This is a genomic window from Solemya pervernicosa gill symbiont, from assembly GCF_002020875.1.
In the GTDB taxonomy this organism is placed as follows: domain Bacteria; phylum Pseudomonadota; class Gammaproteobacteria.
On the sequence record NZ_MPRL01000057.1, the window covers coordinates 12,172 to 37,970 of the forward strand.

At 54.8% G+C, this 25,799-nt stretch carries 24 protein-coding genes and 1 pseudogene; 7 read left to right on the forward strand and 18 right to left on the reverse strand.

Translation table 11 applies throughout. The annotated features are described in order from the left end of the window. Nucleotides 1–313: 313 nt before the first annotated feature. From BOW52_RS12540 to rpe, 5 genes are all read right to left on the reverse strand, one after another. Nucleotides 314–1,483 carry a diguanylate cyclase domain-containing protein gene (locus BOW52_RS12540; RefSeq protein ID WP_135622354.1) on the reverse strand — a complete coding sequence of 390 codons (1,170 nt, stop codon included), beginning with the start codon at nucleotides 1,481–1,483 and terminating at the stop codon, nucleotides 314–316. A 349-nt stretch (nucleotides 1,484–1,832) separates the two neighbouring features. Continuing rightward, the gene (locus BOW52_RS12545; protein WP_078484424.1) at nucleotides 1,833–2,027 is read right to left on the reverse strand and encodes a DUF1059 domain-containing protein; all 195 of its coding nucleotides are present in this window, start codon (nucleotides 2,025–2,027) and stop codon (nucleotides 1,833–1,835) included. A gap of 721 nt (nucleotides 2,028–2,748) precedes the next feature. Beyond that, nucleotides 2,749–4,236: an anthranilate synthase component I gene (trpE, locus tag BOW52_RS12550; RefSeq protein ID WP_078484425.1), complete on the reverse strand. Its 1,488-nt coding sequence runs from the start codon at nucleotides 4,234–4,236 to the stop codon at nucleotides 2,749–2,751. Between the two features lie 124 nt (nucleotides 4,237–4,360). Then, nucleotides 4,361–5,044 carry a phosphoglycolate phosphatase gene (locus BOW52_RS12555; protein WP_078484426.1) on the reverse strand — a complete coding sequence of 228 codons (684 nt, stop codon included), beginning with the start codon at nucleotides 5,042–5,044 and terminating at the stop codon, nucleotides 4,361–4,363. 110 nt (nucleotides 5,045–5,154) lie between these two features. Next, entirely contained in the window at nucleotides 5,155–5,847 is a 693-nt protein-coding gene (gene rpe / locus BOW52_RS12560; RefSeq protein ID WP_078484427.1) for a ribulose-phosphate 3-epimerase, read from the reverse strand. A 227-nt stretch (nucleotides 5,848–6,074) separates the two neighbouring features. On the opposite strand from rpe, the gene BOW52_RS12565 reads away from it, so the two are divergent. The 4 genes from BOW52_RS12565 to BOW52_RS12580 all read left to right on the forward strand — a co-directional run bounded on the left by BOW52_RS12565 (nucleotide 6,075) and on the right by BOW52_RS12580 (nucleotide 10,213). After that, nucleotides 6,075–7,004: an alpha/beta fold hydrolase gene (locus BOW52_RS12565; RefSeq protein WP_078484429.1), complete on the forward strand. Its 930-nt coding sequence runs from the start codon at nucleotides 6,075–6,077 to the stop codon at nucleotides 7,002–7,004. Between the two features lie 4 nt (nucleotides 7,005–7,008). Then, entirely contained in the window at nucleotides 7,009–7,488 is a 480-nt protein-coding gene (locus BOW52_RS12570) for a CopD family protein (protein ID WP_236725735.1), read from the forward strand. A gap of 166 nt (nucleotides 7,489–7,654) precedes the next feature. Then, nucleotides 7,655–8,563, forward strand: a complete 909-nt coding sequence (locus BOW52_RS12575) for an ABC transporter substrate binding protein (RefSeq protein WP_172840337.1) — start codon at nucleotides 7,655–7,657, stop codon at nucleotides 8,561–8,563. A gap of 12 nt (nucleotides 8,564–8,575) precedes the next feature. Beyond that, nucleotides 8,576–10,213: a sensor histidine kinase gene (locus tag BOW52_RS12580; protein WP_078484431.1), complete on the forward strand. Its 1,638-nt coding sequence runs from the start codon at nucleotides 8,576–8,578 to the stop codon at nucleotides 10,211–10,213. 162 nt (nucleotides 10,214–10,375) lie between these two features. Here BOW52_RS12580 and BOW52_RS12585 read toward each other — a convergent pair. Beyond that, nucleotides 10,376–10,771, reverse strand: a pseudogene (locus tag BOW52_RS12585) (thiamine pyrophosphate-binding protein); the annotation flags it as partial. A gap of 129 nt (nucleotides 10,772–10,900) precedes the next feature. Here BOW52_RS12585 and BOW52_RS12590 point away from each other — a divergent pair. Beyond that, entirely contained in the window at nucleotides 10,901–13,429 is a 2,529-nt protein-coding gene (locus tag BOW52_RS12590) for a GGDEF domain-containing response regulator (protein ID WP_172840338.1), read from the forward strand. 16 nt (nucleotides 13,430–13,445) lie between these two features. Here BOW52_RS12590 and djlA read toward each other — a convergent pair whose 3' ends face one another. The 7 genes from djlA to BOW52_RS12625 form a co-directional block, all read right to left on the reverse strand. Then, nucleotides 13,446–14,267 carry a co-chaperone DjlA gene (djlA, locus tag BOW52_RS12595; protein ID WP_078484433.1) on the reverse strand — a complete coding sequence of 274 codons (822 nt, stop codon included), beginning with the start codon at nucleotides 14,265–14,267 and terminating at the stop codon, nucleotides 13,446–13,448. A 347-nt stretch (nucleotides 14,268–14,614) separates the two neighbouring features. After that, entirely contained in the window at nucleotides 14,615–14,917 is a 303-nt protein-coding gene (locus BOW52_RS12600; protein WP_172840339.1) for a Dabb family protein, read from the reverse strand. A gap of 28 nt (nucleotides 14,918–14,945) precedes the next feature. Continuing rightward, nucleotides 14,946–15,560 carry a class I SAM-dependent methyltransferase gene (locus BOW52_RS12605; RefSeq protein WP_078484435.1) on the reverse strand — a complete coding sequence of 205 codons (615 nt, stop codon included), beginning with the start codon at nucleotides 15,558–15,560 and terminating at the stop codon, nucleotides 14,946–14,948. After that, a complete protein-coding gene (locus tag BOW52_RS12610) occupies nucleotides 15,557–15,943 on the reverse strand; it encodes a SirB2 family protein (RefSeq protein ID WP_078484436.1) in 387 nt (128 codons plus the stop codon). Before BOW52_RS12610 ends, BOW52_RS12605 begins: the two co-directional genes overlap by 4 nt. A gap of 22 nt (nucleotides 15,944–15,965) precedes the next feature. Further along, nucleotides 15,966–16,328 (reverse strand): nuclear transport factor 2 family protein, encoded by a 363-nt coding sequence (locus BOW52_RS12615; RefSeq protein ID WP_078484437.1) that lies wholly within the window; start codon nucleotides 16,326–16,328, stop codon nucleotides 15,966–15,968. Nucleotides 16,329–16,449: 121 nt separating this feature from the next. Further along, the gene (locus BOW52_RS12620) at nucleotides 16,450–18,684 is read right to left on the reverse strand and encodes a heavy metal translocating P-type ATPase (protein WP_269087657.1); all 2,235 of its coding nucleotides are present in this window, start codon (nucleotides 18,682–18,684) and stop codon (nucleotides 16,450–16,452) included. Between the two features lie 86 nt (nucleotides 18,685–18,770). Continuing rightward, nucleotides 18,771–19,664: a hypothetical protein gene (locus tag BOW52_RS12625; RefSeq protein ID WP_135622357.1), complete on the reverse strand. Its 894-nt coding sequence runs from the start codon at nucleotides 19,662–19,664 to the stop codon at nucleotides 18,771–18,773. Nucleotides 19,665–19,708: 44 nt separating this feature from the next. On the opposite strand from BOW52_RS12625, the gene BOW52_RS12630 reads away from it, so the two are divergent. Next, complete coding sequence (locus BOW52_RS12630) at nucleotides 19,709–20,614, forward strand: ATP-grasp domain-containing protein (protein ID WP_078484440.1); 906 nt, start codon at nucleotides 19,709–19,711, stop codon at nucleotides 20,612–20,614. A gap of 65 nt (nucleotides 20,615–20,679) precedes the next feature. On the opposite strand, the gene BOW52_RS12635 is transcribed toward BOW52_RS12630, so the two are convergent. Further along, nucleotides 20,680–21,612, reverse strand: a complete 933-nt coding sequence (locus tag BOW52_RS12635; RefSeq protein WP_078484441.1) for a hypothetical protein — start codon at nucleotides 21,610–21,612, stop codon at nucleotides 20,680–20,682. Between the two features lie 187 nt (nucleotides 21,613–21,799). Between BOW52_RS12635 and ubiT the strand changes: the two genes are divergently transcribed. Continuing rightward, nucleotides 21,800–22,300, forward strand: a complete 501-nt coding sequence (ubiT, locus tag BOW52_RS12640) for a ubiquinone anaerobic biosynthesis accessory factor UbiT (protein ID WP_078484442.1) — start codon at nucleotides 21,800–21,802, stop codon at nucleotides 22,298–22,300. Here ubiT and BOW52_RS12645 read toward each other — a convergent pair. The 4 genes from BOW52_RS12645 to BOW52_RS12660 form a co-directional block, all read right to left on the reverse strand. Beyond that, entirely contained in the window at nucleotides 22,288–23,610 is a 1,323-nt protein-coding gene (locus BOW52_RS12645; RefSeq protein ID WP_078484443.1) for a HAMP domain-containing sensor histidine kinase, read from the reverse strand. The genes ubiT and BOW52_RS12645 overlap by 13 nt on opposite strands. Beyond that, the gene (locus BOW52_RS12650) at nucleotides 23,607–24,281 is read right to left on the reverse strand and encodes a response regulator transcription factor (RefSeq protein WP_078484444.1); all 675 of its coding nucleotides are present in this window, start codon (nucleotides 24,279–24,281) and stop codon (nucleotides 23,607–23,609) included. The genes BOW52_RS12645 and BOW52_RS12650 overlap by 4 nt, the downstream gene beginning before the upstream one ends. Nucleotides 24,282–24,382: 101 nt before the next feature. Then, on the reverse strand, nucleotides 24,383–24,787 hold the full coding sequence (locus BOW52_RS12655; protein WP_078484445.1) for a Spy/CpxP family protein refolding chaperone: 405 nt from the start codon (nucleotides 24,785–24,787) through the stop codon (nucleotides 24,383–24,385). Nucleotides 24,788–24,812: 25 nt separating this feature from the next. Next, a complete protein-coding gene (locus BOW52_RS12660; RefSeq protein ID WP_078484446.1) occupies nucleotides 24,813–25,265 on the reverse strand; it encodes a Spy/CpxP family protein refolding chaperone in 453 nt (150 codons plus the stop codon). Nucleotides 25,266–25,799 lie beyond the last annotated feature (534 nt).

A 25,799-nucleotide genomic window follows, 5' to 3' on the forward strand; every position in this document is an offset into this window, starting at 1 on the left:
ACACAAACGTATGAGGTTTCAAAATGGGTTGTTGTGGAAGCTGTGGCGGCGAAGAGAGCGCGCCAACCAAAGAGCAGGATCAAGAGCAGAACAATGCAACAGATACAAACAAAGAGAAGGATCAAACTCAGGAGCAGAAGTAGACTGTAAGTCTGCTTTAGCTGTAATGGTAGAAACACAAACCTGCAGTAAATGATCTAAGCGAAAGGGGCCATTTGGCCCCTTTTCTGATTCTGCGTGTTTTACTGGCAACCTCTAAGAACTATAGAAGATTCATGAATCTCCTCAACCAGCTGATCAGTACGCCAACAAATTAAGTGCTCTGAAAGAGGCTCCAACAATTTCTTCCCTTTTTCTTCGACTCATACATAGCAGTATCTGCATTCGAAATTAGTGTTTCCGGAGTCTCTCCGTGTTCGGGGTGAAGTGAGACACCGATACTTACACCAATTTCAACACTAATCCCTTTGAGTAGAACAGGCTTTTTGAACGCCTGTAGAATTCTCTCAGCGATTCTACCAATATCATCCTGATTCTCAGCTTTCTCCATTAATACAATAAACTCATCACCGCTTAATCTGGCCAGAGTATCCGTTTCACGTAGCTGGCCTTGAATGGTGTCACAGACAGAGAGCAGTGCCAGGTCACCCGTTGCATGACCATAGGTATCGTTGATCGACTTAAATCGGTCCACATCAACAAACATCAGAGCAATAGTGTTTCCACTCCGTTTCGAGTTCAACAACGACTGTTCCAACCGGTCGAGCAACAGGGCGCGGTTTGGTAGGCGAGTCAGAGTATCGTGTGTTGCGTGGTAGATATCGATCTCGGTTCGTTGCCGAATGACTCTCATCACAATCAACGCGATTGCCACACCGATCATTAACGCCGCGATCCCCACAATCAAGATGAGGCGACGCATCGACTCCATGTCTTCGATAGCCCAATTTTGTGCCTCTCGTACCTTGGCATTCTGGTAGACATCGAAATCGTCAACAACGCGCAATACATTTGCCTGCGCAGGTACGGCTGCCACATTTAGAAGCGAACTGGCCTCCTTGATGTAACCCTCATTAATCAGATCAAGGATCTTATTCTGAATAGGAATAGCCACCCGCGATTTTTTTCCCTGCTCTGTGAGCAGCCCCGATTCGATCTCGGAAATTGGCATATCAAGAATTGCATTACGCGCACGAATAAAGTCGATGGCCTTCTGATTGTATTTCATCCACGCATCGTCACGATCAAAAGGATCACTGATATGAATCAGTCGAAATAGAATCAGCGTGCGACTACGCGCAGCGGTTCGCATCTGCTTTGATAACGCTACCTTGGTCATATGGTCATCAACGACTTTATCGAGCTGATGACGTGTTTTGTCCATCGAGGCCAGACTCGCAGCCATCAAACCAATCATCAGCATCAGCATGGTGCCAAAACCGATGAGCAGTAGTGTTGTATAGCTCTTGTTATATGTTCTCAACGCTCAATCCAGACCAAGAAAATCCATTTTTTCCACATGTCATAAAACTCTGAACTCGAGTAGAAGAGGCAACCAGAGAAGACCATATCCTGCATGCCCAACATCCAATCATATAGAGATTATCACGCACTACCACTGCCCTGAGATATCTCTATTTATCACTACATTCGATGTGGCCTTGAGAACTTAGATATTGGGTGTGTATGTGCGGGTAAGGGAAAAGGGTAAAACCGTGCGGACTGCATCTATCATTTACTGATTTCTTTCTTAGCAGCTGCCGGGGCCAGTGCATAGATCACTCAAAATGAGATAACCCGCGACCAGCCCCGGCCTTCTCTTTGATCTGCTCCTAGGGTGGTGCAGATCCCTCTTTGAACATCTTGGTCATCTCTGCTCTGAACTCAGGTGAGTCCTCGTAACCGTGTACTCGGGTACCGTGTTGAATGGCTGCATCAAGGAGCTCCTCCTTACTATCAGCGGAGAGCGCTACTGAGCAGTTTTTGTCACTGGGATAGTCTCGACAATCGATGTAATAGCGTGCCATGACATCCTCCTTGTCTTCGTTTGATGGGACAGTTGATGGGGTTATTTAGCCGTGAATCGGCTAGATAACGTCTACGCCGACACAAAACATAGTACTTTTATCAGGATTTTCCATCGTCGTGCGAAACAAGCTCTACCACCAACCATTAACACAAACTATATCAACCAATTACATGAAATCGAGAGATCGACTTCATCACTCACATTATCCTCATATAAGCCACCGCCAGCTCTTATTAAAGAACTAAGGGACCCCATCAGGGTCTCAATGAGTAGACCCTGAGGCCATGGGCTTGGTCTGTGACAACGACAGGAGGCGAACAATTCTATGGTTACGCGAGCAATGATTGATAGGAGGGCCAGTGACCGGCGTGAGTTAGACCTTCCCTTCGGTTCGCCCGAATGGGTTGAGCATGTTATTGAGAACTATCTGGCATGACCAAGGAGTGATCGCCGCCTCAACTGCAGGCGCTTAAGTGAGAGGCGTCATCTGGGCGCGCACAAACCTCATATCACGGCAGAGCCATCTTCATCTAAGGACTCCGATACCCGCTTGAACTCAGCAGAGAGATCTTTTTTTAGCCTGCTGTTCAGTGCAACAAATGATGAGAGTCACGAATAACGGCGCTCTCGTCGAGTCGCAATTTCCCGTCATCACTACCGGTCAATGCGTATCGTAATGCAGAGGATGTATGGGTCGTGCACAACGACCCAGCACACTGCTAACGGTGCTGAGCGTTATCCAGCCCTTTAGCGGCCATCTCTGCAGCACGGAACACGGCGCGGCTCTTGTTCATCGTCTCGTCCCACTCATTGCGCGGCACTGAATCGTAGACGATACCGGCTCCCGCCTGCATGTAGAGGGTACGGTTCTGGATCACGGCGGTGCGGATCGCGATGGCAGTGTCCATGTTGCCGTGCCAGCCGAGATAGCCGACCGAACCGGCATAGACACCACGTTTTACCGGCTCCAGCTCGTCGATGATCTCCATTGCACGCACCTTGGCGGCACCCGATACAGTTCCGGCTGGGAAGGTGGCACGCAGGGCATCCATCGCACTCATCCCCTTCTTCAGATCACCCTCAACGTTGGAGACGATGTGCATCACGTGAGAGTAGCGCTCGATCACCATCTCCTCGGTCAGCTCTACACTACCGGTCTCAGCGATTCGGCCAACATCATTACGCCCTAGATCGATCAACATCAGGTGCTCAGCCAGCTCCTTGGGATCGGCAAGCAGCTCCTTCTCTAGCGCTCGATCCTCCGCCTCATCCTTGCCGCGTGGACGGGTGCCAGCAATTGGTCGCACAGTGACCTTGTCGTCCTCATAGCGGGTAAGAATCTCAGGGGAGGAGCCGACGATATGAAACGACTCGAGATTGAGGAAGTACATGTATGGCGAGGGGTTGAGACTGCGCAGCGAGCGGTAGAGGTCGAGCGGTGGTGCCTCGTAGGGTATCGAGAGTCGCTGCGAAAGCACCACCTGCATGATGTCACCATCAGTAATGTACTGCTTCGATTTGGCAACCGCCTCTTCGAATCCCTGCTGAGTAAAGCCAGAGACGAAATCATCTTCACTCACCTTACGACTCTGCACGTGGGGTGCCCGCTTTAGAGGCTCATCGAGTAGACGCACCAGCTGGCTAAGACGTGTCTCACCCTTCTGCAGCGCAGCCGCATCACTCGGATCGGCGTGGACCACCACAAAAAGTTTGCCGCTGAGGTTATCAAATACCACCACCTCATCGGAGAGCATCAACAGAATATCGGGATTGCCGAGCTGATCCTCATTGGGGCTTTCGCCCAGACGCGGCTCGATATAACGCACCGTGTCGTAACCAAAGTAGCCGACCAGACCGCCAGTAAACTTCGGCAGACCGTCAACCTCTGGCACCTTGTAACGCGCCTGAAACTGCTCGATAAAGGCGAGTGGATCCTCTTCCGTGCTCTGCTCAAGCACCACGTGATCACAGCTAACGGTTACCTCATGCCCCTTAACGGAGAGCACCGTACGTGCGGGCAATCCGATAATGGAGTAACGCCCCCACTTCTCACCGCCCTGCACCGACTCTAATAGATAGGTATAGGGCGCATCGGCCAGTTTGAGATAGGTGGAGAGCGGGGTATCGAGGTCAGCCAGCACCTCGCGCATCAGTGGGATACGGTTATAGCCTTCGGCTGCGAGTGCATTGAACTGTTGTTGATTCATCTGTCATCACCTGGAGTTATTCTTTAATAAACGAAGCATGAAAAAAGGGGGTAGTGTTAGCTACACCATCGCTCCGCTATTCGTTCTCCGTTCATCTTCCTGCTCCAGGTAATGATCTTTGGGCTTAGGCTGCCAGACTTCCCAACAACCCTTCAAGTTCGGCCATCGAGTCGATCACCGCATCGGGATTCGAGTCACGAATATCGACGCCGTGGTTATATCCATAACTCATGCAGATAATCTGGAAGCCCGCTGCGCGTGCCGCCTTCACATCACTGACCGAATCACCCAGCATGGTCGCATTGGCCGGTTCAACGCCAAAGAACTCCGCTGCATGCAGCAGTGGCAGTGGATCGGGTTTCTTCTTCGCCAGCGTATCGCCACAGATGATGATCTCAAACTCGTCGTGAATACCGAGATCCTTCAGTAGCGGCAGGGTGAACTGACTCGCCTTGTTGGTGACACAGCCGAGCTTGAAGCCAGCCGCCTTGAGGTACGCGAGACCTTCCGTCACACCCGGATAGAGCATACTGCGCTTGGAGGTATTCTCAGCGTAGAGATCGAGGAAGACCGGATAGGCCTTCTCGAACAGCGCATCATCGGGCTCGCCATCGAGCTGACCGATCAGGGCACGACGGGTAAGACGCTCAACACCGTTACCGACCCAGTCTCGCACCTTCGTCTCACCGTGTACCGGCATATCGAGCTGTTTCATCATCTCGTCGACGCAATAGGCGAGATCGGGAACGCTGTCGACCAGTGTGCCATCGACATCAATGAGGATCATTTCAGGTTTTTTTACAGACATAAATTCTTTAACCGAAAAGGACGCCAAGTCTCACAAAGCTAACCAGAGCTGGTTTTACTTTGCGCCCCTTAGCGTCCTTCGCGGTATCTCTATAGATTGATTTAACGCGATTAACTACCGACCTTAGCCAGCTCGTCACGGAACTCCTTAACAATGGTGTCGTAGCCGTTTGCATCAGACGCCTGACCATTGCCAAAGATACCGGAACCGGCGACGAAGGTGTCGGCACCCGCCTCGGCGATCTCACGAATGTTAGAAGCCTTCACGCCACCGTCGATCTCAAGGCGGATATCGAAGCCCGACTCATCGATCATCTTGCGTGCAGCGCGCAGCTTATCCATGGTCGCAGGGATGAAGCTCTGACCACCAAAACCGGGGTTGACCGACATCAGCAGGATCATGTCGACCTTGTCCATCACGTAGTCGAGGTGCGACAGTGGAGTAGCAGGATTGAATACCAGACCTGACTTACAACCAAGCTCACGGATCAGACCGAGGCTACGATCGATATGCTCAGAGGCCTCAGGGTGGAAAGTGATGTAGGTGGCACCCGCCTTGGCAAAATCGGGGATGATGCGATCAACCGGCTTGACCATCATGTGAACATCGATATCAGCGGTAACACCATGGCTACGCAATGCATCACAGACCAGCGGTCCGATGGTCAGGTTAGGCACGTAGTGGTTGTCCATTACATCGAAGTGGACGATGTCGGTGCCCGACGCCAGTACGTTGTCGACCTCTTCGCCAAGACGAGCAAAATCAGCGGAGAGGATGGAGGGGGCAATCTGAAAATCGGCCATGGGTTTCGCCTCTTATTTAATCGGTATAGAAACACCCGCCATATGGCGGTATGGAAAAAATCGAACGGCAGACTCTACCCGATTGAGACCAATTTTTCAGCTATTGAGCTCGCACCCCCTATAAACCACTTCTATACAATGGTTATAACTCTGCTCCAGCTTATAGGCCCTCTGCCGATAGCTACCTTATACTCACGCTATGCCAGCAACCGGGATGCTGATAAATAATGCGCCGTAAAATCATTGCCCTACTGCTACTGATCACCCCTGTGACCGGCTTCAGCGCAGAGACGCCTGCTGCCGCGGCCGAGCCTCCTTCCTTTGAGACCGATAGCGCCAAGGAGCAGCGCTGGGCAGAGCAGATCAAAGAATCACTGTTGGATGGTGAAGCGGTGGAGCTGACAGCCGGCTCACAGAAATTCTTCGCGATCTACACTGAGGAGCACCTAGGCGCACAATTAGGCGGTGTGGTTATCCTGCACGGTATGGGTACGCACCCCGACTGGCCGGAGATGATCCAGCCGCTACGCACCACACTGCCCGAACAGGGGTGGAGCACCCTCTCTATTCAGCTCCCTGTACGCCCCAATAACGCAGCACGAAAAGAGTACGCCTCACTCTTTGACGATGCTGGCAACCGCATTGCAGCCGCCATCGCCTTTCTACAATCGAAAGGCATCAAGAACATCAGCCTGATCGGCCACAGTCTCGGTGCGGCAATGGCCGCCGACTACATCGCTCGCAATAAACCCAAGGCGATCAAGGGATTCGTTGGCATCGGCATGGGAGAGAATCGTAAGATTGATCCGCGCTTTGACACCCCGGCCCTACTCGAGCACATCGATATCCCGATTCTCGATATCTACGGCAGCCACGACCAGAAGAACGTACTCCGCTCAGTCACCGCACGTCGTCTGGCCGCACACCGCAATGCACAGGTCCTGAAAAAATCGCGGCGCACCAGCAGCTTCGAACTCTCACCAATCGTTGCCAGCCGCGACGGTAGTCGCAAGAGCGGCATGGTCACCTACCGTCAGATTGAGATCGCCGGGGCCGACCACTTCTTCTCCGGTCTGGAGACACATCTGATCAAGCGCATCCATGGCTGGTTGGAACGTCATACCACCAACAAAAATCGCTACATCACCGTCGAGTAATCAAATGACTACAGAGATCAACACCCTCATGCCGATCATCATCGCCCTGCACATGCTTGCGGCGATCGTCTGGGTTGGCGGCATGTTTTTCGCCCACCAGATACTGCGCCCGATCGCCGCCTCACAACTTGAACCGCCCCAGCGGTTGCGCCTCTGGCTGGGCGTATTCGATCGCTTTTTCCTCTGGGTCTGGGTAGCCGTCGTGCTGGTCGTCACTACCGGTTTCTGGATGATCTTCGGCCTATTCGGTGGCTTGGGTTATGTCGGAGTACACGTTGTCGCCATGCTTGCCATCGGTCTGCTGATGGTGGCGCTCTACGGCTACGTCTACTTTATCCCCTACCCCGAATTGAAGCGCGCCGTCGCTGCGCAGATGTGGCCCGACGGCGCTAAGGCATTGGCCGTCATTCGCGTGATTGTTGGCACCAATCTGATACTGGGCCTGCTCACCAGCGCCATAGCTGCCGGTGGGCGCTACCTATAAGTCCGATACAGGCCCTATCCCCTTTGAACGCTTGCATTTCGCCACCCGCATCCATGATGATGACTGCTAGAATAAAAAGATAAGCGTTCTATTTCGCTTGGCCCAACTAGAGGCCTTGAAATCAGGAGGATAAGTGAAAGAGAGGAGGTCACAGATTAGATACAGCTTGCTTCTGTGTCTGGTACTACTGTTGCCGCTTTCTACCTCCTTTGCGGCCGTACCCACTCGCGTTGCGGTTATCTATCCCGATGTCAGCGCGCCCTACAGCCAGGTCTTCGAGAAGATCATCGAGGGCATCGAACGCCACCCCGGTATCACTGTTGTTGCACACCGGCTCTCCAATGGCGATGCCACACAGCGGGCAGACGATTGGCTCTCCAGCCAGAATGCCACCGCCATTATCGCCCTGGGCCAGCAGAGCCATAAGGTCGCCAGAGATCTCAAACCCGATATCCCTGTCATCGTTGGCGCCACCCTCATCGCCCCCAACGGACTCTCGGGTGTCTCACTGGCCGCCGACCCCGAGGCCTTCTTCTCCCGACTCGGCTCACTTACACCACCCGTACGACGGGTTTTTACCGTCTACAACCGCAAACAGAGTGGCTGGCTGATTGAACGCGCCGCCAAACTGGCACGCAAATACGACATCGAATTGATTAGCAAAGAGGCCGAGAGCAGCCGTGAAGCGGTGCTGCAGTACAACGCCGTGCTTGATATGGTCCGAGATGGTGAGGATGCACTCTGGCTGCCACTCGATCAGGTCGCCCCTGGCAAGACCATTCTCCCCTCGATTCTGAAACAGGCATGGCAGAAACGACTGGTGGTCTTCTCCAGCAACCCCTCGCACACTCGCAAGGGGACGCTGTTTGCCCTCTTTCCTGACCACCGTGGGCTTGGCCTGCGTCTGGCCGAGATCGTTGTCGACTCCATTCGCAATCCCAACCGGGGGCCAGTACTTGAGCCGCTCAAGGCGCTCAAAATTGCCGTCAACATGCGTACCGCCTCACACCTCGGTGTGAACTACAACAGCCGGTTACGTGAGCAGATATCCCTCACCTTCCCTCTACGACGATAGCAGGACTCATCGATGGGAATGTTCCGCCTGTTTAGCAAACAAAGCAGCTTCAGAAACCAGCTTTTCATCACCCTCTCTTTCGGACTACTTGCCCTCGCCGCCATCGCCTCCTTTGCCACCGCCTGGGTAAGTAGTGTGCGCACCAGCGAGCTGATGCTGTCACAGGGTCGACAGATCACTCAAAACCTGGCCCAACAATCGGCACTGGCACTGCTCTATGGCAGCCCTGAAAATGCTGAAAGCCCCATCGAGATCGCGCTCGCCTTCCCCGACGTACAACGTGTGATGTTGGTCAGCGGAGATGGAAAGATACTGACCAACCAGGGTCGCAACGCCACCTATTCCATCCCACCGCTCAATATCGCCGCGCTGCCCAACGCGGCACTGTTCGGTGAAGACCAGAACGCCTGGCACTTCGCTGCCCCCGTATTTCTCCAGGGCATCGATGATGGCATGCCCGACTATGCGGCCGAATCTCCTTCACAGGAGTATCTCGGTTATGTCTACATCGGCATGAGCAAGGCGACGTTGAAGAATATTCGTTTCACCATCTTCACCAATAACATTCTTATCGCACTCACCGCTGCACTGGCGCTGATGTTTCTGCTCAACCATATCCTCAAGCGCCTGACCAACCCGCTATTCAACCTCTCCAGCGTAATGCAACAGAAACGCAGCGGTGAGACCAATGTTCGTGCCGCCGAGGAGGGTCCTCGCGAGGTGGTCAACATCGCCACCATCTTCAACGCCATGGTCGACACCCTTGAGGAGCGAGATCGTCAGCTTCGCCAACAGAATGTGGTACTTGAATCGGAGGTCGCACTGCGTACCCGTGATCTCAAGTTCGCCCTCACCGCTGCTGAAGAGGCGAACCAGCATAAATCAGAGTTCCTGGCCAATATCACCCATGAGTTGCGCACCCCTCTGCAGGCAATCATCGGCTACACCGATCTGGCGATTGAGGGTCTGCTTGATGAGGGACTCGATGATATGGGCGAGGATATGCAGCGCGTACAGACCAGCGCCAACCACCTGCTTGGGCTGATTAATGAGGTTCTCGACCTGGCCAAAATCGAGGCGGGACGCATGGAACTCAACCTCGAAATGGTCGATCTTGAGGGCGTATTGATCGAGGCACAGGACACCCTGTTACCGTTGGTACAGCGCAACGGCAACCACCTCACCATCAACCACCCGAGCCCGACATCAACTCTCATCATCGACCGAGCCCGTCTGTTACAGATCCTGCTTAACCTGATGAGTAATGCCGCCAAATTTACCAACATGGGTGAGATCACCGTTTCTGCAGAATTTAACCAGGACCGTTTCGAACTGGCCGTCAGTGACAGCGGCATCGGTATGGATGAGCAGCAACAGGCGCTTATCTTCGACCAGTTTCGACAGGTCGATGGCAGCCTCTCAAGGCGTTTTGAGGGAACCGGTCTGGGACTCTCCATCACCCGTCAACTTTGCCAGTTGATGGGTGGTGATGTTAACGTCAAGAGCAAAGATGGAGAGGGATCCACGTTTACCGTAACAATCCCACTACCAATAAAAAAGGCAGGAAGAGCTGACAAGGAAGCCAGTGTCACGGACGAAGCCACAGCGGCAATCGAACGTAACCCTCAGTCAGCTGCAAGCGGGCAATAATCGTCCGATAAAATTTTGGTTGGCACGCGCCCACCAATAAAAACAATAAGCCCCGGGGAGTCGCTATTTTTGCGAAAGTTTGTTTTGGGCATCCAAGCCCAAGCAAACAGCAAAAACTTAACGCGACCATTTATGCCTACGGCGCCCCGACTGGCGGTCAGCGCAGGAGGATTCCTGAAACGCCCCCTTACCGAAGTGGGGTAGTGCCGTCTGCGCAGTAATGACCAACATCGGCACATTATCGGCCAGCGCCGAGGCGACACCAGTAATCAGATTGGTGGCTCCCGGACCGGTGGTTGAACAACAGACACCCAACCTACCCGTCTCGCGGGCGTAACCATCGGCCATGAAGGCAGCCCCACTCTCATGCCGGGCCACCACCGAGCGAACCCCACCCCGACGCTCGCTTCTAGCCAGGGCGTTGTAGAGCGGCTCAATAGCGCCGCCAGGAACACCAAACAGGTAATCAACTTCGAGTTGATCGAGGTAACCGACCAGTAGATCGCCCAGCTCATTGGGACTACTGCCCAACGAAATATCGTTAGCACTATTATTCATACGCCTCTTCCCAGCCTTTATAGTTATTGTTAATGTGGGGATATTGGCTGCGGCGTCCCTTCTGCAATCGCGATCCCAGCTGAAGATAATACCTACTCACGAGCCAATAACACTATTTTTCATATGGAAATGAGTTCGAAACTGCTGTTGGTCTACCCCGATAACGAGTTGCGCCAGCAGCTTGTTACGGCGCTCGCTCGTGCCGGCTTTGAGCAGATTCATGAGGCCAGCAATGGCAGTGATGCCGTCAGTTTGTTGCAGAGCGGTCAGGTCGATGCGCTCATCACCGACATTCCGATCGACGATCTCGATGGCTGGCGACTGACTCGCCTGGTGCGTTCCGACGTCTACCCCGTCGATGCTGCCATGCCCGTGATCGTACTCACCCGTAGCTTCAGCGAACGTATCGCTGAGGTAACGGCCAAAGAGTATGAGATCGACGCCTTTATTCCCTACGAACGACGCCATGAGCTACCAGAGACCCTGCAGAGCATGTTTGCGCAGGCACAGCAGGGGCACAACAAACCCTCGCTTCTGGTTATCGAAGACAATCCCGACACCGTGCGTGTGGTCGAGCGCGTACTTAAACCGCGCTTTAACATCGAATCGGCCATGACCGGCACCGACGGTCTCGCTGCCTGGCAACAGCGCCGACACGATCTGGTACTGCTCGATGTGATGTTGCCTGGCATGAATGGTGAGGATGTTCTCAAAGAGATTCTCGCCCTGCGCCCCGCACAATCGGTGGTGATGATGACCGCCGACTCCAGCGAGGAGCGTGCCGGACGACTGGTACTGGCCGGAGCCGCTGACTTTATTGCCAAACCGTTCCGCGCTGAGCAGCTGCGTCGTGTTTGCGATATTGCCATCAGGCGCGAAGATTACATGCACAGTAACGCACAGTTCGCCCACCAGGTTGAAGCGCTCAACCGGGAGAAAGAGCGCGCACTGGTCACCCTCGACTCAATTGGTGATGGCGTTATTACCACTGACACCAGCGGCACGATTGAATCGATCAATCCCGTCGCCGAACGCATGACTGGTTGGTCGAGCAGCGAGGCCATCGGTCTAAAACTTGATGCCGTCTTCCAGGTCGTCAATGAGTTCACCCACACCCAGACCGAGGATCCAGTTGTCCGCTGCCTGGAAGAGGGCAAGGCGGTCGAGCTCGGCTCTCATAACCTGCTCATCCACCGTACCGGCTCTGAGGTTGCCATTCAGGACACCGTCGCCCCGATCAAGGCGCGCAGCGGTGAGATGATTGGCGTGGTCCTCGTCTTCCACGACGTTACTGAAGCACGCAAACTCAACAAACGCCTCTCCTATCAGGCCACCCACGACAGTCTCACTGGACTGATCAACCGCAGTGAATTTGAGCGCCGCCTCTCGCGCCTGCTCGAAGATAGCCGTGATAACGGCAGCGAACACGTGCTCTGCTATCTCGACCTCGACCAGTTCAAGGTGATGAACGACACCTGCGGCCACATGGCGGGGGATCAACTACTGCGCCAGGTCGCCACACTCATTCAACAGGTGGTACGTCGTCACGACACTCTGGCGCGTCTCGGCGGTGATGAGTTCGGCATCCTGCTCGAGTACTGCAGCATCGAAAAGGCGACCGAGGTAGCCGATAGTGTTCGCCAGAGTCTGGTCGACTACCGCTTCACCTACGATGACAAGTTATTTGCCCTTGGTGTTAGCGTCGGTGTGGTGCCCCTCTCCCCAGAGAATCACAATCTCGAAGATGCGCTGAGCATGGCCGATGCCGCCTGCTACCTGGCCAAGGAGGCGGGGCGTAACCGCATCCACGTCTACCACCCCGACGATGGCGAGATAAATAAACGTTACGGTGAGATGCAGTGGGTTTCGCGAGTCATGCGCGCCTTTGAAGAGCAGCGTTTCATTCTCTTCTACCAGACCATTTTGCCGATCAACGGTGCCGAGGATGGCGACCACTACGAGGTACTGATTCGAATGCACGACGAGCAGGGAAAGCTCGTTCCACCCGGCTTCTTCCTCCCCGCCGTGGAGCGTTATGATCTCGCTGCCACCATGGATCGCTGGGTCATTCGAACCACTCTGCAGTGGTTTGAGGATAACCCCGAACAGCTTGAACAGCTGGCACACTGCGCCATCAACCTCTCTGGTAAGTCGCTGGGTGATGACCACTTCCACGAATTCGTTACCGAAATCCTGACCCACACCTGCGTACCACCAAACAAGATCTGCTTTGAGATCACCGAGACCGCAGCGATCACTAATCTCGACAAAGCGATCCGCTTCATTACCACCTTCAAGGCGATGGGGTGTCGTTTTGCCCTCGACGATTTCGGTAGCGGCATGTCATCCTTCGCCTACCTCAAGACCCTGCCAGTCGACTACCTGAAGATCGACGGACAGTTCGTCAAGGATATGCTCGACGACCCGATCGACCGCATCATGGTCAAATCGATTAACGAGGTGGGACATGATATGGGATTAAAGACCATCGCCGAGTTTGTTGAAAACCGTGAACTACTCGAGCTGCTACGCAGAATGGGCGTCGACTACGCACAGGGTTACGGTATCGACGTTCCACAGCCCCTTGAGGAGCGTAAGGTGACAGGGGTCATCGCCGAGTCCCTGACGCTTCAGGAACTCTCTCAGTCAGCGCCATAGGTTCGTACCAGAACTGTTAGCGCATGCCACGTGATGCCTTGACCGCATCGTAGGCGTTACGAATCTCCTGGCTCTTCTCAGTGGCGACCTTGATCATCTCCTCCGGCAATCCCTTTGAGACCAGTTTATCGGGGTGATGCTGATTCATCAGACGTCGATAGGCTCGTTTCACCTCGGCATCAGTCGCACTCTCTACAACATCCAGCACCTGATAGGCCGCCTTCAATTGCGCCTGTGGTGAGGCTTGCTGTGGCTGCTGATAGCCTCCACCAGCAGCACCGCCGCTGCCAAAATTACGCGCTGCACTGGCCATCGCCTCAAGGTGTTCAAACTCATGTTGAGTAAAGCCAAGAAGATCACAGATATGCTGCAGCATCTTGCGCTCAGCGCTATCAACCCGACCGTCGGCGTGGGCGGCCTGCAGTTGGATCTCAATAAACATCTGCATCAGGGTGCGACGGCGATGACACTCCTTACGGAACTGGTGTAGTAGATCATCGAGCGGAAAGTCGTCCGCCTTACCCTCACCGAAGAGTTTGATCGCTAGCGCACGCTGCTCCTCACCAAGCTGCATCTGCGCCATCACTGCCTTAGCAAAGGCGATCTCATCCTCACTGACCCGACCATCGGCCTTGGCCAGATGCCCCATCACCGAGAAGGTAGCGGTGAAGAAGGCGGTCTGAATGCGTTCTTGCTCTAGATGAGCGGTACCGCCTACCTGAAACGCGCCCAAGCCCTGATCAAACTTATGTCCTAGTGCAGCACCCAACACAGCACCAAGCGGTCCTCCCAGCATAAAACCGAAGGCACCGCCGACCATCTTTCCCCACCAACTCATTACAGCTCCAATTTCTTACTTTGAAAGATCGATATGCTACCGCAATCGCTCAACGATGGTGCACCTCATTCACTCAATGTGCACTTAACGAGATCACCAAGATAGGGACAGGAAAAAGAGTAACGGCGTGACCATGCCGACATAGCCTTACACTCATCAGCATCGCACCGATGCAGGAATCCTGACATCACTAACGCCAAGTTGGCCGCGAGATTAAATCAGTGTCGTCGAGTCCCCGGTAACAGATCAAACTCCTCGGGGCCGACCAGAAAACCGAATAGAGATAGCAGCAACACTGCAGGGGGATCAGCACATTGATTGTACGCCTCCAGTGCGCCCCTGATTGCTTAGCTGACGTAGTCGATCACATGGCGTGAGACGCGCACCTTTTTCACATACTCTGCGACCTCCTGGTGTGCCGGGTGCTCCTGATAGCGCTCCAGTGCGGCCCAGTCATCGAAGCTGGTCTCGAGCACGATATCGACATTGCTCTCAGAGTCGGGGTCGGCGATGCCAACCTTCAACTCCAGAATCTCAGGAATACGCCCCGGCAGCTGCTCAAGTTGGCGCTTCATCTCGCGCGCGCTCTGCTCCGGGCTCCCTTCGGTACCATCGCCCTTCAAGCCCCACATCACGATATGTCTAATCATCAGATCCGCTCCTCTTCTTATTGTCGTATTACAAGCGCTGGAATCTGCAGTAGAGAAAGTGTTGTGTCCCTCCAGCGGGGCGCACATGCTGCTCATCCAGACTCTCCAGCAACTCGAATTTATCACCAATCGCCTCGCTGAGTGTAGCTACATCGTAGCGAGCAATTGGCAGACCACTACACCGCTCCGGACCATCAAGACCGAAGGTGGCGACGATCAGATGACCGCCCGCCAGTAGTGATCGTTCAAGCACAGAGCGATAACGTGCCTGATCATCAGGATCTGTAAGAAAATGGAACACGGCACGGTCGTGCCAGAGTCGGTAGTGTTGCGGTGCCTCAAAGGCGGTGATATCGGCCTCTAGCCACTCAACCTGATCGGCACGACTGCCGAGTCGCTGGCGGGCATGACGAAGCGCCTCAGGTGAGATATCAAGCACCGAGAGGTTGCGATAACCACGCTCGATCAGGTGATCGACCAGTCGCGATGCACCGCCACCCACATCGATAATCGCCTCATCGGCCGAGACTCCGCAAGCATCGATCAACTGGAGTGACAGGGCTGGCGAGCGCTGATACCAGCTCAGCTCATCAATCCCCTTGCGGGTATAGGCCCTATCCCAATGAGCCTGTTTATCATTCATAAAACGTTCAAGAGGATACCTGCCGGGTGACGGAAATAGGCTACCGAAACAATGTAGGCAAAGAGAATAATCGCCGCCAGCCAGGCAACCGTTCGAATGGATCGAGTACGACCGTAATGCAGCGCCACCATGCCGAGTGCGATATAGAGCAGCAGCCCAAGCACCTTGGCGGTGAGCCAGCCATGCACAAGGGGATACTGCTGTAGCTGGTAAGCAAGCGCGATAGCACTGCCCAGCAATACCGAGTCGATCACATGGGGCAGCTTACGCACCCAGTAGTGCTGCAACCGCTCGGGTGCTGCGATCATCCAGACGCCTCGCAGCACAAAGCCGGTTATGGAGAGCGAGACGGCAGTGACGTGCAACAGCTTCAGCCAACTCACTTCTTACGGTCTCCTCATCCGATCAGCTCGCGTAGAGCGTAGAGATATCGATATAGATCTGGTAATCATCAATCAGGTCACCCTTTATCTTAAAGACGTTGGCAAAGGGGACCGCGAGCTTTGAGCCGTCGTGGCGCGTGTATGTCACACGCCCTCGCACCATCGCATCGTTATCAATACACCAGCGATCGGTAATCTCATGCTGTAAACCGGCAATCGAGGAAAAAAAGCCCGCCACTGCCGCTTCACTCTCCTGCCGCCCCACTACCGGCTCACCACTACCAAAGGTGAAGCGGACATCCTCCGCCAGGAAGGCCGCAAATGCGGCAGCATCCATCTTATCGATCGCCTTAAACATCGGCTCCAACCACGCCGTATCACTCATCTCAAATACTCCACGTTGTCACAGATAGGCTCGGACCAGCAGAGGAGAGATCACTCTCCCGAGAGCCAGAACCACCAGACAATCAGCATAATGAGCGCCAGACCCAACACATTGACCCAGATCATGAGCGCACCTCCCGCGCCTTAAACAGCCGCAGACGGTTGGCATTACTCACCACCGTCAGTGAGGAGAGCGCCATCGCACCACCGGCAATCATCGGGTTGAGCAGCAGGCCGGTGAAGGGGAAGAGCAGACCGGCCGCGACTGGAATGCCGAGCGAGTTATAGAGAAAGGCACCGAAGAGATTCTGTTTGATATTGCTCACCGTCGCCCTGGAGAGTTCAATGGTATCGGCCACCACATGCAACGAGCCGCGCATAAGAGTGATATCACCACTCTGAATCGCCACATCGGTTCCGCTACCCATGGCAAAACCGACATCGGCCTGCGCCAGCGCCGGTGCGTCGTTGATGCCATCGCCCACCATACCGACCACCTCACCTTCGGCCTGTAGCATGGAGACATGTTCGTGTTTCTGCTCAGGCAGCACACCGGCGATTACCTGTTCAATATCGACCTCACGCGCCACCGCCTCAGCGGTGCGTTGCTGATCGCCTGTAATCATCACCACCTTCATACCGGCCTGACGCAGCCTCGCCACCACGGCCTTCGAATCACACTTGATCGGATCGGAGACGGCAATCAGGCCGGCACCGATACCGTTGAGCGCGATATAGATGGGTGTCTTACCACTATCGGCCATCACCTCGGCACGCTGCACTAGATCACTGAGATTAACGCTGTTCTGCTCCATCCAGGCACGATTTCCAAGCAGCACCTGCTGTCCACCCAACTCAGCCACCACACCGCGGCCGCTGACTGCCTCAAAGCTGCCGAGTTCGCTACGCTCCATGCCGCGTGCCTCGGCCGCATCAACCACCGCAGCGGCCAACGGGTGCTCAGAGGCCGCCTCCACCGAGGCTGCTATAGCCAGCAGGTCCTCCTCTTTGACGTTACGGATCGTCACCACTTCAGTCACACTCGGCCGTCCCTCAGTAAGAGTGCCGGTCTTATCAAGTATCACCGTGGTCAGCCGCCCCGCCTGCTGCAGCGCATCGCCGTTACGAATCAGCGCGCCAAACTCAGCCGCCTTGCCGACACCGACCATGATCGAGATCGGCGTGGCCAGACCCAGCGCGCAGGGGCAGGCGATAATCAACACCGTCATGGTGGTGACAATTGCATAACCGACAATCGGCTCGGGGCCGAAGTTGAACCAGATCAGGAATGTGAGTACGGCGACAATCATCACCGCCGGTACGAACAGCGCTGCGACCTTATCGACCAGTCGTGCGATTGAGGGTTTGCTCGCCTGTGCGGTGCGCACCATCTCAATGATGCGCGCCAGTACCGTCTCTTTACCGATACGTTTTGCCTGGTAGAGAAAACTTCCCGTGGTATTAATGGTGCCGCCGACGACCTCGTCACCGACGCCCTTCGCCACCGGTAACGGTTCACCAGTAATCATCGACTCATCGATATTGGAGCTACCATCAATAATGGTGCCGTCGACCGGCAAACGCTCACCGGGACGCACCCGAATCGTCTCATCAAGCCCGACCTCAATGATCGGAAGATCAATCTCCTGACCGTCACGCACCACCCTTGCAGTCTTCGGCTGCAGACCGACCAGCCGCTTGATCGCCTCGGAGGTCTTGCCACGCGCTCGTACCTCCAGCGCTGAGCCAAAATTGATCAGGGCGATGATAATCACCGCCGCCTCGAAGTAGGCGTGCTGGGCAAGACTGGGAACACCGCTGGGGAAAAGGGTAATCGCCATCGAGTAGAGCCAGGCGGAGCCGGTACCCATCGCGATCAGCGTATCCATATTGGCGTTGTGGTGGAGCAGCTGTTTCCAGGCGCCAGTGAAAAAGTGACGCCCCGAGTAGAGCATCGCGGCCAACGTCACCACACCGACCAATAACCAAAAAAGACGACCGTTTGCGAGCGATGGCAGCAGACCACTCATGCCAGCAACCATCAGTGGGAAACCGACCAGTGCCGCCACTCCAGCCTGTGAAATCAGACGACGGTATTGCGACTGCTCGGTAGCGTCGCGCTCGGCCTGCTCATCATCAAGGCTCTTCAGCTCCGCCGCCTCGTAACCCGCAGCCACCACGGCGGCAATTACAGTCTCAACGTCTGCCTCACCGCGCACCTGCGCGGTATGCTCGGCAAAGCTGACCAGCGCCTCATCGACGCCCGGCACCGCCTGCAACGCCTTCTCCACCGAGGCGACACACCCCGCACAACTCATGCCGCCGATTGAAAGCCTGAAACTCTTCTCTTCACTCACTTTGTTTACCCCTACACCAATGCGCCGAGCAGTTTACGCCCAACTCAGTGAGCATAGCCAACTGCCAAGCCCCTTTCGACAGGCGTTCAGTCAGGGTAATCCTCAATCCCTCGCGCAAGTTCAGCGAGTTGCGGCTGAAACCGCACACGCCTACTGGCAGAGGTAAACGCTGGCGTCTTGTTGGCATCAAACAGAACCACTCGGCCCTCATGAAGCGTGAAATCGAACTTGCCGTAGTCAAATCCGAGCTCCCTGCGTATCTCTCGCAGCTGATCGGGAACCGGCGCCGGTTCGGAATGGGTCAGGTCGTTTGGCTTGAAGACGGGACGGTCCGAATAAGCAACTGAGCAGAAATCCTGCCTGCCGAGGAAGAACCAGTGCCGAAGCGCATAGCCATGTTCACATGGCTCGGGCAGGAACTGCTCCACCACATAGTAGGGATCGCACCAGACAAACTTTGGTACATCGTCTACCCGAGGATAGACCCAGTACCCCTCACTGCTCTGGGGAGAGGCGGCGCGACGCAACCGTCGCGCTTGAAATTTCCGCTGTTCTCGTTCCAGCATCAAACGAAGGCCCACGCCCACACCGCCCTCCGCCCGCATCCGGTCACAGTGGTTGCGCCACTCCGACTCCCCATGACTATTCAAGTTCGACTTCACGAGAACCGCCCCCGAATAGCCCTCATCTGCCTCGACTAGCTGGCGACTGATAAACCGCTTTGATATATCGACTGCAGCACGGTTGAGTACACACGGATAACCAGCCAACGCATCGAGATAACGCTCATCGACATGTGTCATATTGGCATGCAGCAGAACCTTGTCGGCATCCGGCAGCCCCTCGAATCCCTGATGAAACAGAACCTCATAACCCGACTGCTGCCAGTAATGCGCGATATCATTTGCGATAAAAGGAACCGTTCCGATTCTGTCGCCCTTGTGTGACACAACCAAAATCCGTTTACTAGACACCGACATTAGTCTCCAAAATCGATTCAAACCTTACGGAAGGGGCTCCGTCGTTGAGGATTGCCATACTACATCAGAGACTGGAGTGGGCCGAGATCGAGATCCAGAGGCTACTCACCCAGCAGTGCCACCAGGTCGTGCTGCTACCGATTGAAAGCACCAATATCGACCGACTGCAGCAGTTTGAGATCGTGATCAACCGCATCTATGCCAGCGTCGCCAATAGCGACTATCGCGACAACCTCAAAACCCTGCACCTACTGGAGGAGGCTGAACGCTCCGGTATCCGCACCATCAACCCCCTGACAACGACCCGCGCCGACTACAGCAAGGCCTTCAACTACCGCCTGATGGTGGAGCACGGCGTACCAACACCCGAGACCCTGACACTCCAGTCGCCGACCGATACCGAGTCCGCCCTTCGGTTCGCCGAAGGAGACTACCCCGTGGTGCTCAAACGCGATATGGGTGGACGGGCTATCGATGTCGAACTGATGACCAATCCAACCGTGCTGCACAGTCGACTATTGAGTCACTTCGAAAATGACAACCGCGCAACGTACGGCGGCGACTATATTCTCCAGCGTTACCATGAGAATCTGCGCAATTTCGACTACCGCATCGCCATTATCGAAGGCCGGTTTGCCTACGCCTACAGCCGCAGCCTGATCTCGAACAGCGCCGCCGAACGCCCCTGGATCGGCAGCCTCAGCCGTGGCTCACAGCGCGGTGACTACACCCCTTCCAAAGTCGAGATAGAGCTCGCCATCAGGGCCAGCAACGCCATCGGCGCGACACTCAATGAGGTAGACATGATCTATACCGAACAGGGACCAATCGTGATCGAGAACAATCCAACCCCGACCTACTTCGAAAACGCCGATGAGCAGAAGCTCGCCTACAGTATCGAACGGCTTGCAACCGGATTGAACCTGTCCTCGGCCGATCACGTTCAATAAACAGCTCAGCCAACACCACACTAGCAAGGCGTGATCACGCGTTGCGAGTAAAGTGGGTAACTCTCTCAGATCACCTTCTGCAAGCCAGCCCCATGCTGCAGATAGCCATCAAGCCCCTCGGCCAATAGCGCCAGGCGTGACTCAAACAGCTTTAACCTTTTCGATGACAAGATAGCGGGGGTTTGATTTACATCGAACAGCACCACCTGCTCACCATGCTGCACAAACTGAAAACCGCCGAAGTCCAGACCCAACTCACGTCGGCGCTGACGCAAAACCTCCGGTACTGGCGCCGGTTCACTCGGTGTCAGATCACTCTGTTTGAAGACGGCACGACTGGAGTAGCTCGCAGTACAGAACTCACGATCACCCAGGAAGATCCATTCACGCAGCAGATATCCCCGTTCACTCCTCTCAGGGAGGAAGCGCTCAACCACATAGCGATCATCCCGCCAAATCGCTGACGGTACAGCACGGAGCTCCGGCAACACCCAGTACCCCTCGACACTCTCAGAGGTACCTGCCTTCCACAGTGCGCACCGCAGTCGCTTTTCGGCCTTTCGTGCCAGCAGATGGCGCCAGCGACGGTGCAAACCTCCCCGCTCTCGTAACGCCTGCCGACGTAGCTGTCGCTCAAACAAGCCCATGTAATTATCATTCGACTTGACGATAACAGGGCCCTCGTAGCGACTCTCACAATCAAGCAGATGACTACTGACCAACCGCTTAGAAATATCGCGTGCGTTTCGGTTGAGTACCCGCGGATAATCCTCAACCGCCTTAAGATAACTCTCATCCTGACGAGTGGTTCGCAGATGCATCAGCACCACATCGGCCTCGGGTAAATCCTCCACACCACGGTGAAAGCGAACCTCATAACCGCGCTGGCGCCAGAATCTGGCTAGTGCATAGGCAATAACCCCCCCGCCATTGACCCAGTCACACTCATGCAACAGCACCAGCAGGCGCTGTTTCGAAATTGTTGTTGATTCGATCATTCTGAATAGTTAGAAACGCTAACCTGAGGGTCCTGACACAGGAGACAAACCTATCGTTGGATCAATAATGGTGCAACTACCCATCTGGAGGTAGCCATCGACAGAACGTTGATCCTGTTGACCCTAATCAATATGTAGCTGCGCCAACTCTGCAATACTCGGCGGAGCCGCCTGAGAGATCGATACCATGAAACGAACCCTGCTCCCCCCCGCCCTATTGCTGCGCACCCTGCCCAACGTGGTGCACACCGAACTGATCAGCCGTATCTCCAACCACCTGCTCAAGGGACAGTGGATGGCCGAGCAGTTGATTGATCTTGAGGGGAAGCGCCTCTGCATCGAGATTAGCGATACCAACACCGAACTGTTGTTTGCCGTACGTGATAACAAGTTGCAGCGCTGCAGCGGTGCCGACCGTAGCTGGGATGTTCGGATTAAGGGTGATCTTGAGGGATTCTGGCTGCTGGCGACCCGTCAGGAGGATCCCGACACGCTCTTCTTCAATCGCCAGCTCGCACTAGAGGGAGAGACCGAGGCGGGGCTCTACCTGAAGAACATGCTCGACGCGCTGGAGTTCGATTGGGAGGCGCACCTGGAGGCGGTAATGGGGGCAAGAGCGGGCGGCCGCATCGCCAGCCTATTACACCGCACCGGAATCGATCGTCGCCTACCCGGTTACTCCGCCTGATGTTCCGACTGCACTGCCCGTAGCGGTAGCATCACCGTTACGCGCGTTCCCTCGCCGGGACTACTTTCGATATTGAGACTCCCTCGATGTGCCTCCGCAATTACCGCACAGAGATAGAGCCCCAAACCATACCCACCCGTCTCACGACGACGTGATGGGTCGGCCCGATAGAAGGGGTCGGTCAGGTAGGGGATATGTTGCGCCTCGATACCGTTACCAAAATCCTCCACCACCATCTCGATCTGCTCATCCTTGCACTCGACACTGAGCCTCGGTGTCGGCCGATCTGCAGGAGTATGACGCACACCGTTCTCCAGCAGGTTCTTCAGCAGCAGCTTGATACGGGCACGATCGAATTCCAGCTCTGGTAGGTGAGCACCGAGCGCAATCTCGATACCCGCCTCGGCAAAGTGACTCTCGATCAGCTCAGCAACCATCTCGTTAGCCGAGAAGCGTCCCAGGTTCAGCACCCGGTGGGTAGTGGTGAGTCGCTCGGTCTCCAGTAGCTCCTCAATAAATTTTTCCATCTCGTTCAGATCGCACTCGATCTCACCGCGCTGTCCCTCATCGCCGAGCAACGCGACCGCCACCTTGGCACGGGTCAGTGGTGAGCGTAGCTCATGACTAATCGCCAGTAACAGTTGTCGCTTCGCCTCCAGCATCTGTTCGATATCGTCGGCCATGGTGTTGATCGAATCGGCCAGCACCCCCAGCTCATCCTTGCACTTCAGCTCAATACGGTGCGAGAGATCTCCCGAACCGATCCGTTCAATGCCACGCTTTAGAATCTTCACCGGTGCGATGAGTCGATGCGTGGCCAGGTAGAGCAGCACCAAAATAACCAGTAGCAGTACCACAGGAATCACAAGACGCCAGCCCGCCTTCTCGCGAGCATGCGGCACCGAGAATGCGATAGTGTAGTCACTATTTGTTGCCACCAGATATTCACGATCACCCAGCTCACCAAAGGCGTAGTTCACCCCCTGCTGTCGAAAGTTGTGGTGGAACTCAACCCGGTCGAGATCAATCGGTGGCTGAATCGAAGACCAGTCACGACCAGGGCCGCTGATCTGAATCTCAATCGGCAGACGCGCCGCAATCGACTCAGCCTTGGCAATATCAGGCGGGATGCCGATATCGTTCTGCACATAGTTGAGGTAGTTAATCAGATGGGGGCGAACACTCTGCTTGAAGTGCGCCTTGAAGACCGAGCCAATACTGCCACCGACCAGAAGAACTAACAGGAACGCCATCACCACAAAGAGGATGACCAGACGGCCGGAGAGCGAGTGACGATGCCAGCGACTCATGAAACACGCCCCACAAAACAGTAGCCGCTACCACGCACCGTCTTAATGAACTCAGCAGGTTTCAGCTTCTGACGCAGACGACTTATCGCAATATCGACCGAGCGGGTGAAGAGCTCCACCTCCACCCCTTTCAGCTGATTAAGAATCTCATCACGACTCAGTGTTTTACCTGCCTGACGGACCAACAGTTCCAGCATGCGGTACTCGGTTGAGCTAAGTTGCACCACCTCATCGGCAAGTGTTGCCTGCTGCAGCGCTGTATCGATCGCGAGATCACCAAAACGCATCACCGCCTCATCACTGCGACTACGCTCGCTACGCTTGAAGATATTCTGGATACGCGCCACCAGTTCACGTGGTTCAAACGGCTTGGGCAAATAGTCATCGGCACCCAGCTCAAGACCCACCACTCGGTCCATCACCTCACCGCGCGCCGTAAGCATCACAATCGGCACCTCACTGTCGTGACGAATCTGCTTGCAGACCTCAAAGCCATCCATCTCCGGCATCATCACATCGAGAATCACCAGATCGACTCCGCCACGCTTCAGGCGCGCCAGACCCTGACTCGGCAGATTGGCGCTCTCAAGCTGCAGATCGAACTGCTTGAAGTAGCGCCCCAGCAGCTCAGCCAGTCGCTCATCATCATCTATTAATAGGATTGTGTGCATCAGTTACATATCGCTTCCGTCTCGACCACTCTAACCAGAAGCCGCATTAAGTGGTAGCGGGATGCGAAGCCCGGATCGACACCCCACTACCTAAACCCGGTTTAATGGAAACAGCGGTGTGATCGACCGTGTTTCTGCATCATCGCAACTAACTCGCCGCGCTGTTCAATATCAAGACTCTCAAACAGATCGCCCAGTCTTTCCGACACCTCGCCAACCGCATCTGCAGCCGCCACAAACTGCGCCTTAATCAATCGATCCATCTTCGCCCGATCAAGCTGATCGGCCGAAAGCAGTTCAACAAACTCCATATGCAGACCGACCCCCACCTCCTCAACCGCCTTGTACGCTTCCTCCAACTGCAGCAGTAAAGCATCTAATTCCTGACGCTGCTCTGCGGTCAAATTCAATTTCTTATTCAATCGCCAAAGAATCAGCTTGCTAAACGGACCGCCATGTTGGCCGCATCCACCCCAGGGACCACGCAGCATATTTCCAAACCCCATAATCAATACTCCCTGTTAAATTGCTTTAATGGCGACCAAAGTGACCGCGATGTTCGAGATGACGATCCATCTTGTCGCGAATATAGGCCTGCTGCTCAAGATTTAATTCATCGTAGAAACCGGCCAGGGCTGCGATCACCTCCGGCGCACGATCACTTACCGTTTCGGTATGCAGTTTGACCAGACGATTTGCAGCCGCCTGATCTAGCGTAGGCTGCTGTAACATCTCATCCAGGGTCCGTTTGGCAACATCTCGGGTCGTACCCATCTCACGCTTCACTACCAGCAACTCATCCTTCAACAGCACCAGCTTCGCCGTCTGCTGCTCATTCAACTCAAGTTTGTCGACCACCTTCTCCATCATCCACTCAGCCAGCTCTTCCGGGGTGGAACCTTTATATTGGTTGCATGCCACAACCGTCGTTGTTGCAATAACACCCACCACAACCAAAGCGATCTTCTTTGCACGTTTTTTCATATCTACTCTCCTTCACTGTTTCGACTCTGTAGTTAAATAGTAGTGAGAGCGAGCTGGAGAAGCCTTTCAGGGGCGTAACGGTTTGTATCGGTTTGTAACAGGCGGGGCGCGGGGCGAGCTGTGATTTACAGCGTGTTCGACACTAACCCAATCAGCAACACCAAACCAACTTGGCATTAGTCGTTGATATGTTCTAGTCTCTTCACACAGCCAGGCGCGCACGCCACCAAACAGGAAGCACCATTGCAGGATGCAAAACACAACAAACACTCCCACTCAAACAACACCAAACCGCAAAAACCGAGAACTTTTGGCGGCATATCGCAGCATACGAGCTGGCCGCACAATCCTCTGTTAGAAGGAAATAAATAATTAGTGGCAATTTACAACACAGCATCTGACGCATCGAATACAGCAGTTCGCGCCTTTCTTACACCGGGGAGTCGCTATTTTTGCGAGAGTTTGTTTTGGGCATCCAAGCCCAAGCAAACAGCAAAAACTTCACGCGACCGTTTATGCCTGCGGCGCCCCGAC

Excerpts from the sequence above, each read along its gene's own strand:
- BOW52_RS12565 (WP_078484429.1), top strand. The coding sequence starts at position 6,075 with ATGCGCCGTAAAATCATTGCCCTACTGCTACTGATCACCCCTGTGACC.
- BOW52_RS12590 (WP_172840338.1), top strand. The coding sequence starts at position 10,901 with ATGAGTTCGAAACTGCTGTTGGTCTACCCCGATAACGAGTTGCGCCAG.
- BOW52_RS12555 (WP_078484426.1), bottom strand. The coding sequence starts at position 5,044 with ATGTCTGTAAAAAAACCTGAAATGATCCTCATTGATGTCGATGGCACA.
- BOW52_RS12645 (WP_078484443.1), bottom strand. The coding sequence starts at position 23,610 with ATGAGTCGCTGGCATCGTCACTCGCTCTCCGGCCGTCTGGTCATCCTC.
- BOW52_RS12570 (WP_236725735.1), top strand. The coding sequence starts at position 7,009 with ATGACTACAGAGATCAACACCCTCATGCCGATCATCATCGCCCTGCAC.
- BOW52_RS12625 (WP_135622357.1), bottom strand. The coding sequence starts at position 19,664 with ATGTCGGTGTCTAGTAAACGGATTTTGGTTGTGTCACACAAGGGCGAC.
- BOW52_RS12615 (WP_078484437.1), bottom strand. The coding sequence starts at position 16,328 with ATGAGTGATACGGCGTGGTTGGAGCCGATGTTTAAGGCGATCGATAAG.
- BOW52_RS12660 (WP_078484446.1), bottom strand. The coding sequence starts at position 25,265 with ATGAAAAAACGTGCAAAGAAGATCGCTTTGGTTGTGGTGGGTGTTATT.
- BOW52_RS12655 (WP_078484445.1), bottom strand. The coding sequence starts at position 24,787 with ATGGGGTTTGGAAATATGCTGCGTGGTCCCTGGGGTGGATGCGGCCAA.
- BOW52_RS12545 (WP_078484424.1), bottom strand. The coding sequence starts at position 2,027 with ATGGCACGCTATTACATCGATTGTCGAGACTATCCCAGTGACAAAAAC.
- BOW52_RS12650 (WP_078484444.1), bottom strand. The coding sequence starts at position 24,281 with ATGCACACAATCCTATTAATAGATGATGATGAGCGACTGGCTGAGCTG.
- trpE (WP_078484425.1), bottom strand. The coding sequence starts at position 4,236 with ATGAATCAACAACAGTTCAATGCACTCGCAGCCGAAGGCTATAACCGT.
- djlA (WP_078484433.1), bottom strand. The coding sequence starts at position 14,267 with ATGAGTTGGTGGGGAAAGATGGTCGGCGGTGCCTTCGGTTTTATGCTG.
- BOW52_RS12635 (WP_078484441.1), bottom strand. The coding sequence starts at position 21,612 with ATGATCGAATCAACAACAATTTCGAAACAGCGCCTGCTGGTGCTGTTG.
- ubiT (WP_078484442.1), top strand. The coding sequence starts at position 21,800 with ATGAAACGAACCCTGCTCCCCCCCGCCCTATTGCTGCGCACCCTGCCC.
- rpe (WP_078484427.1), bottom strand. The coding sequence starts at position 5,847 with ATGGCCGATTTTCAGATTGCCCCCTCCATCCTCTCCGCTGATTTTGCT.
- BOW52_RS12605 (WP_078484435.1), bottom strand. The coding sequence starts at position 15,560 with ATGAATGATAAACAGGCTCATTGGGATAGGGCCTATACCCGCAAGGGG.
- BOW52_RS12600 (WP_172840339.1), bottom strand. The coding sequence starts at position 14,917 with ATGATTAGACATATCGTGATGTGGGGCTTGAAGGGCGATGGTACCGAA.
- BOW52_RS12580 (WP_078484431.1), top strand. The coding sequence starts at position 8,576 with ATGGGAATGTTCCGCCTGTTTAGCAAACAAAGCAGCTTCAGAAACCAG.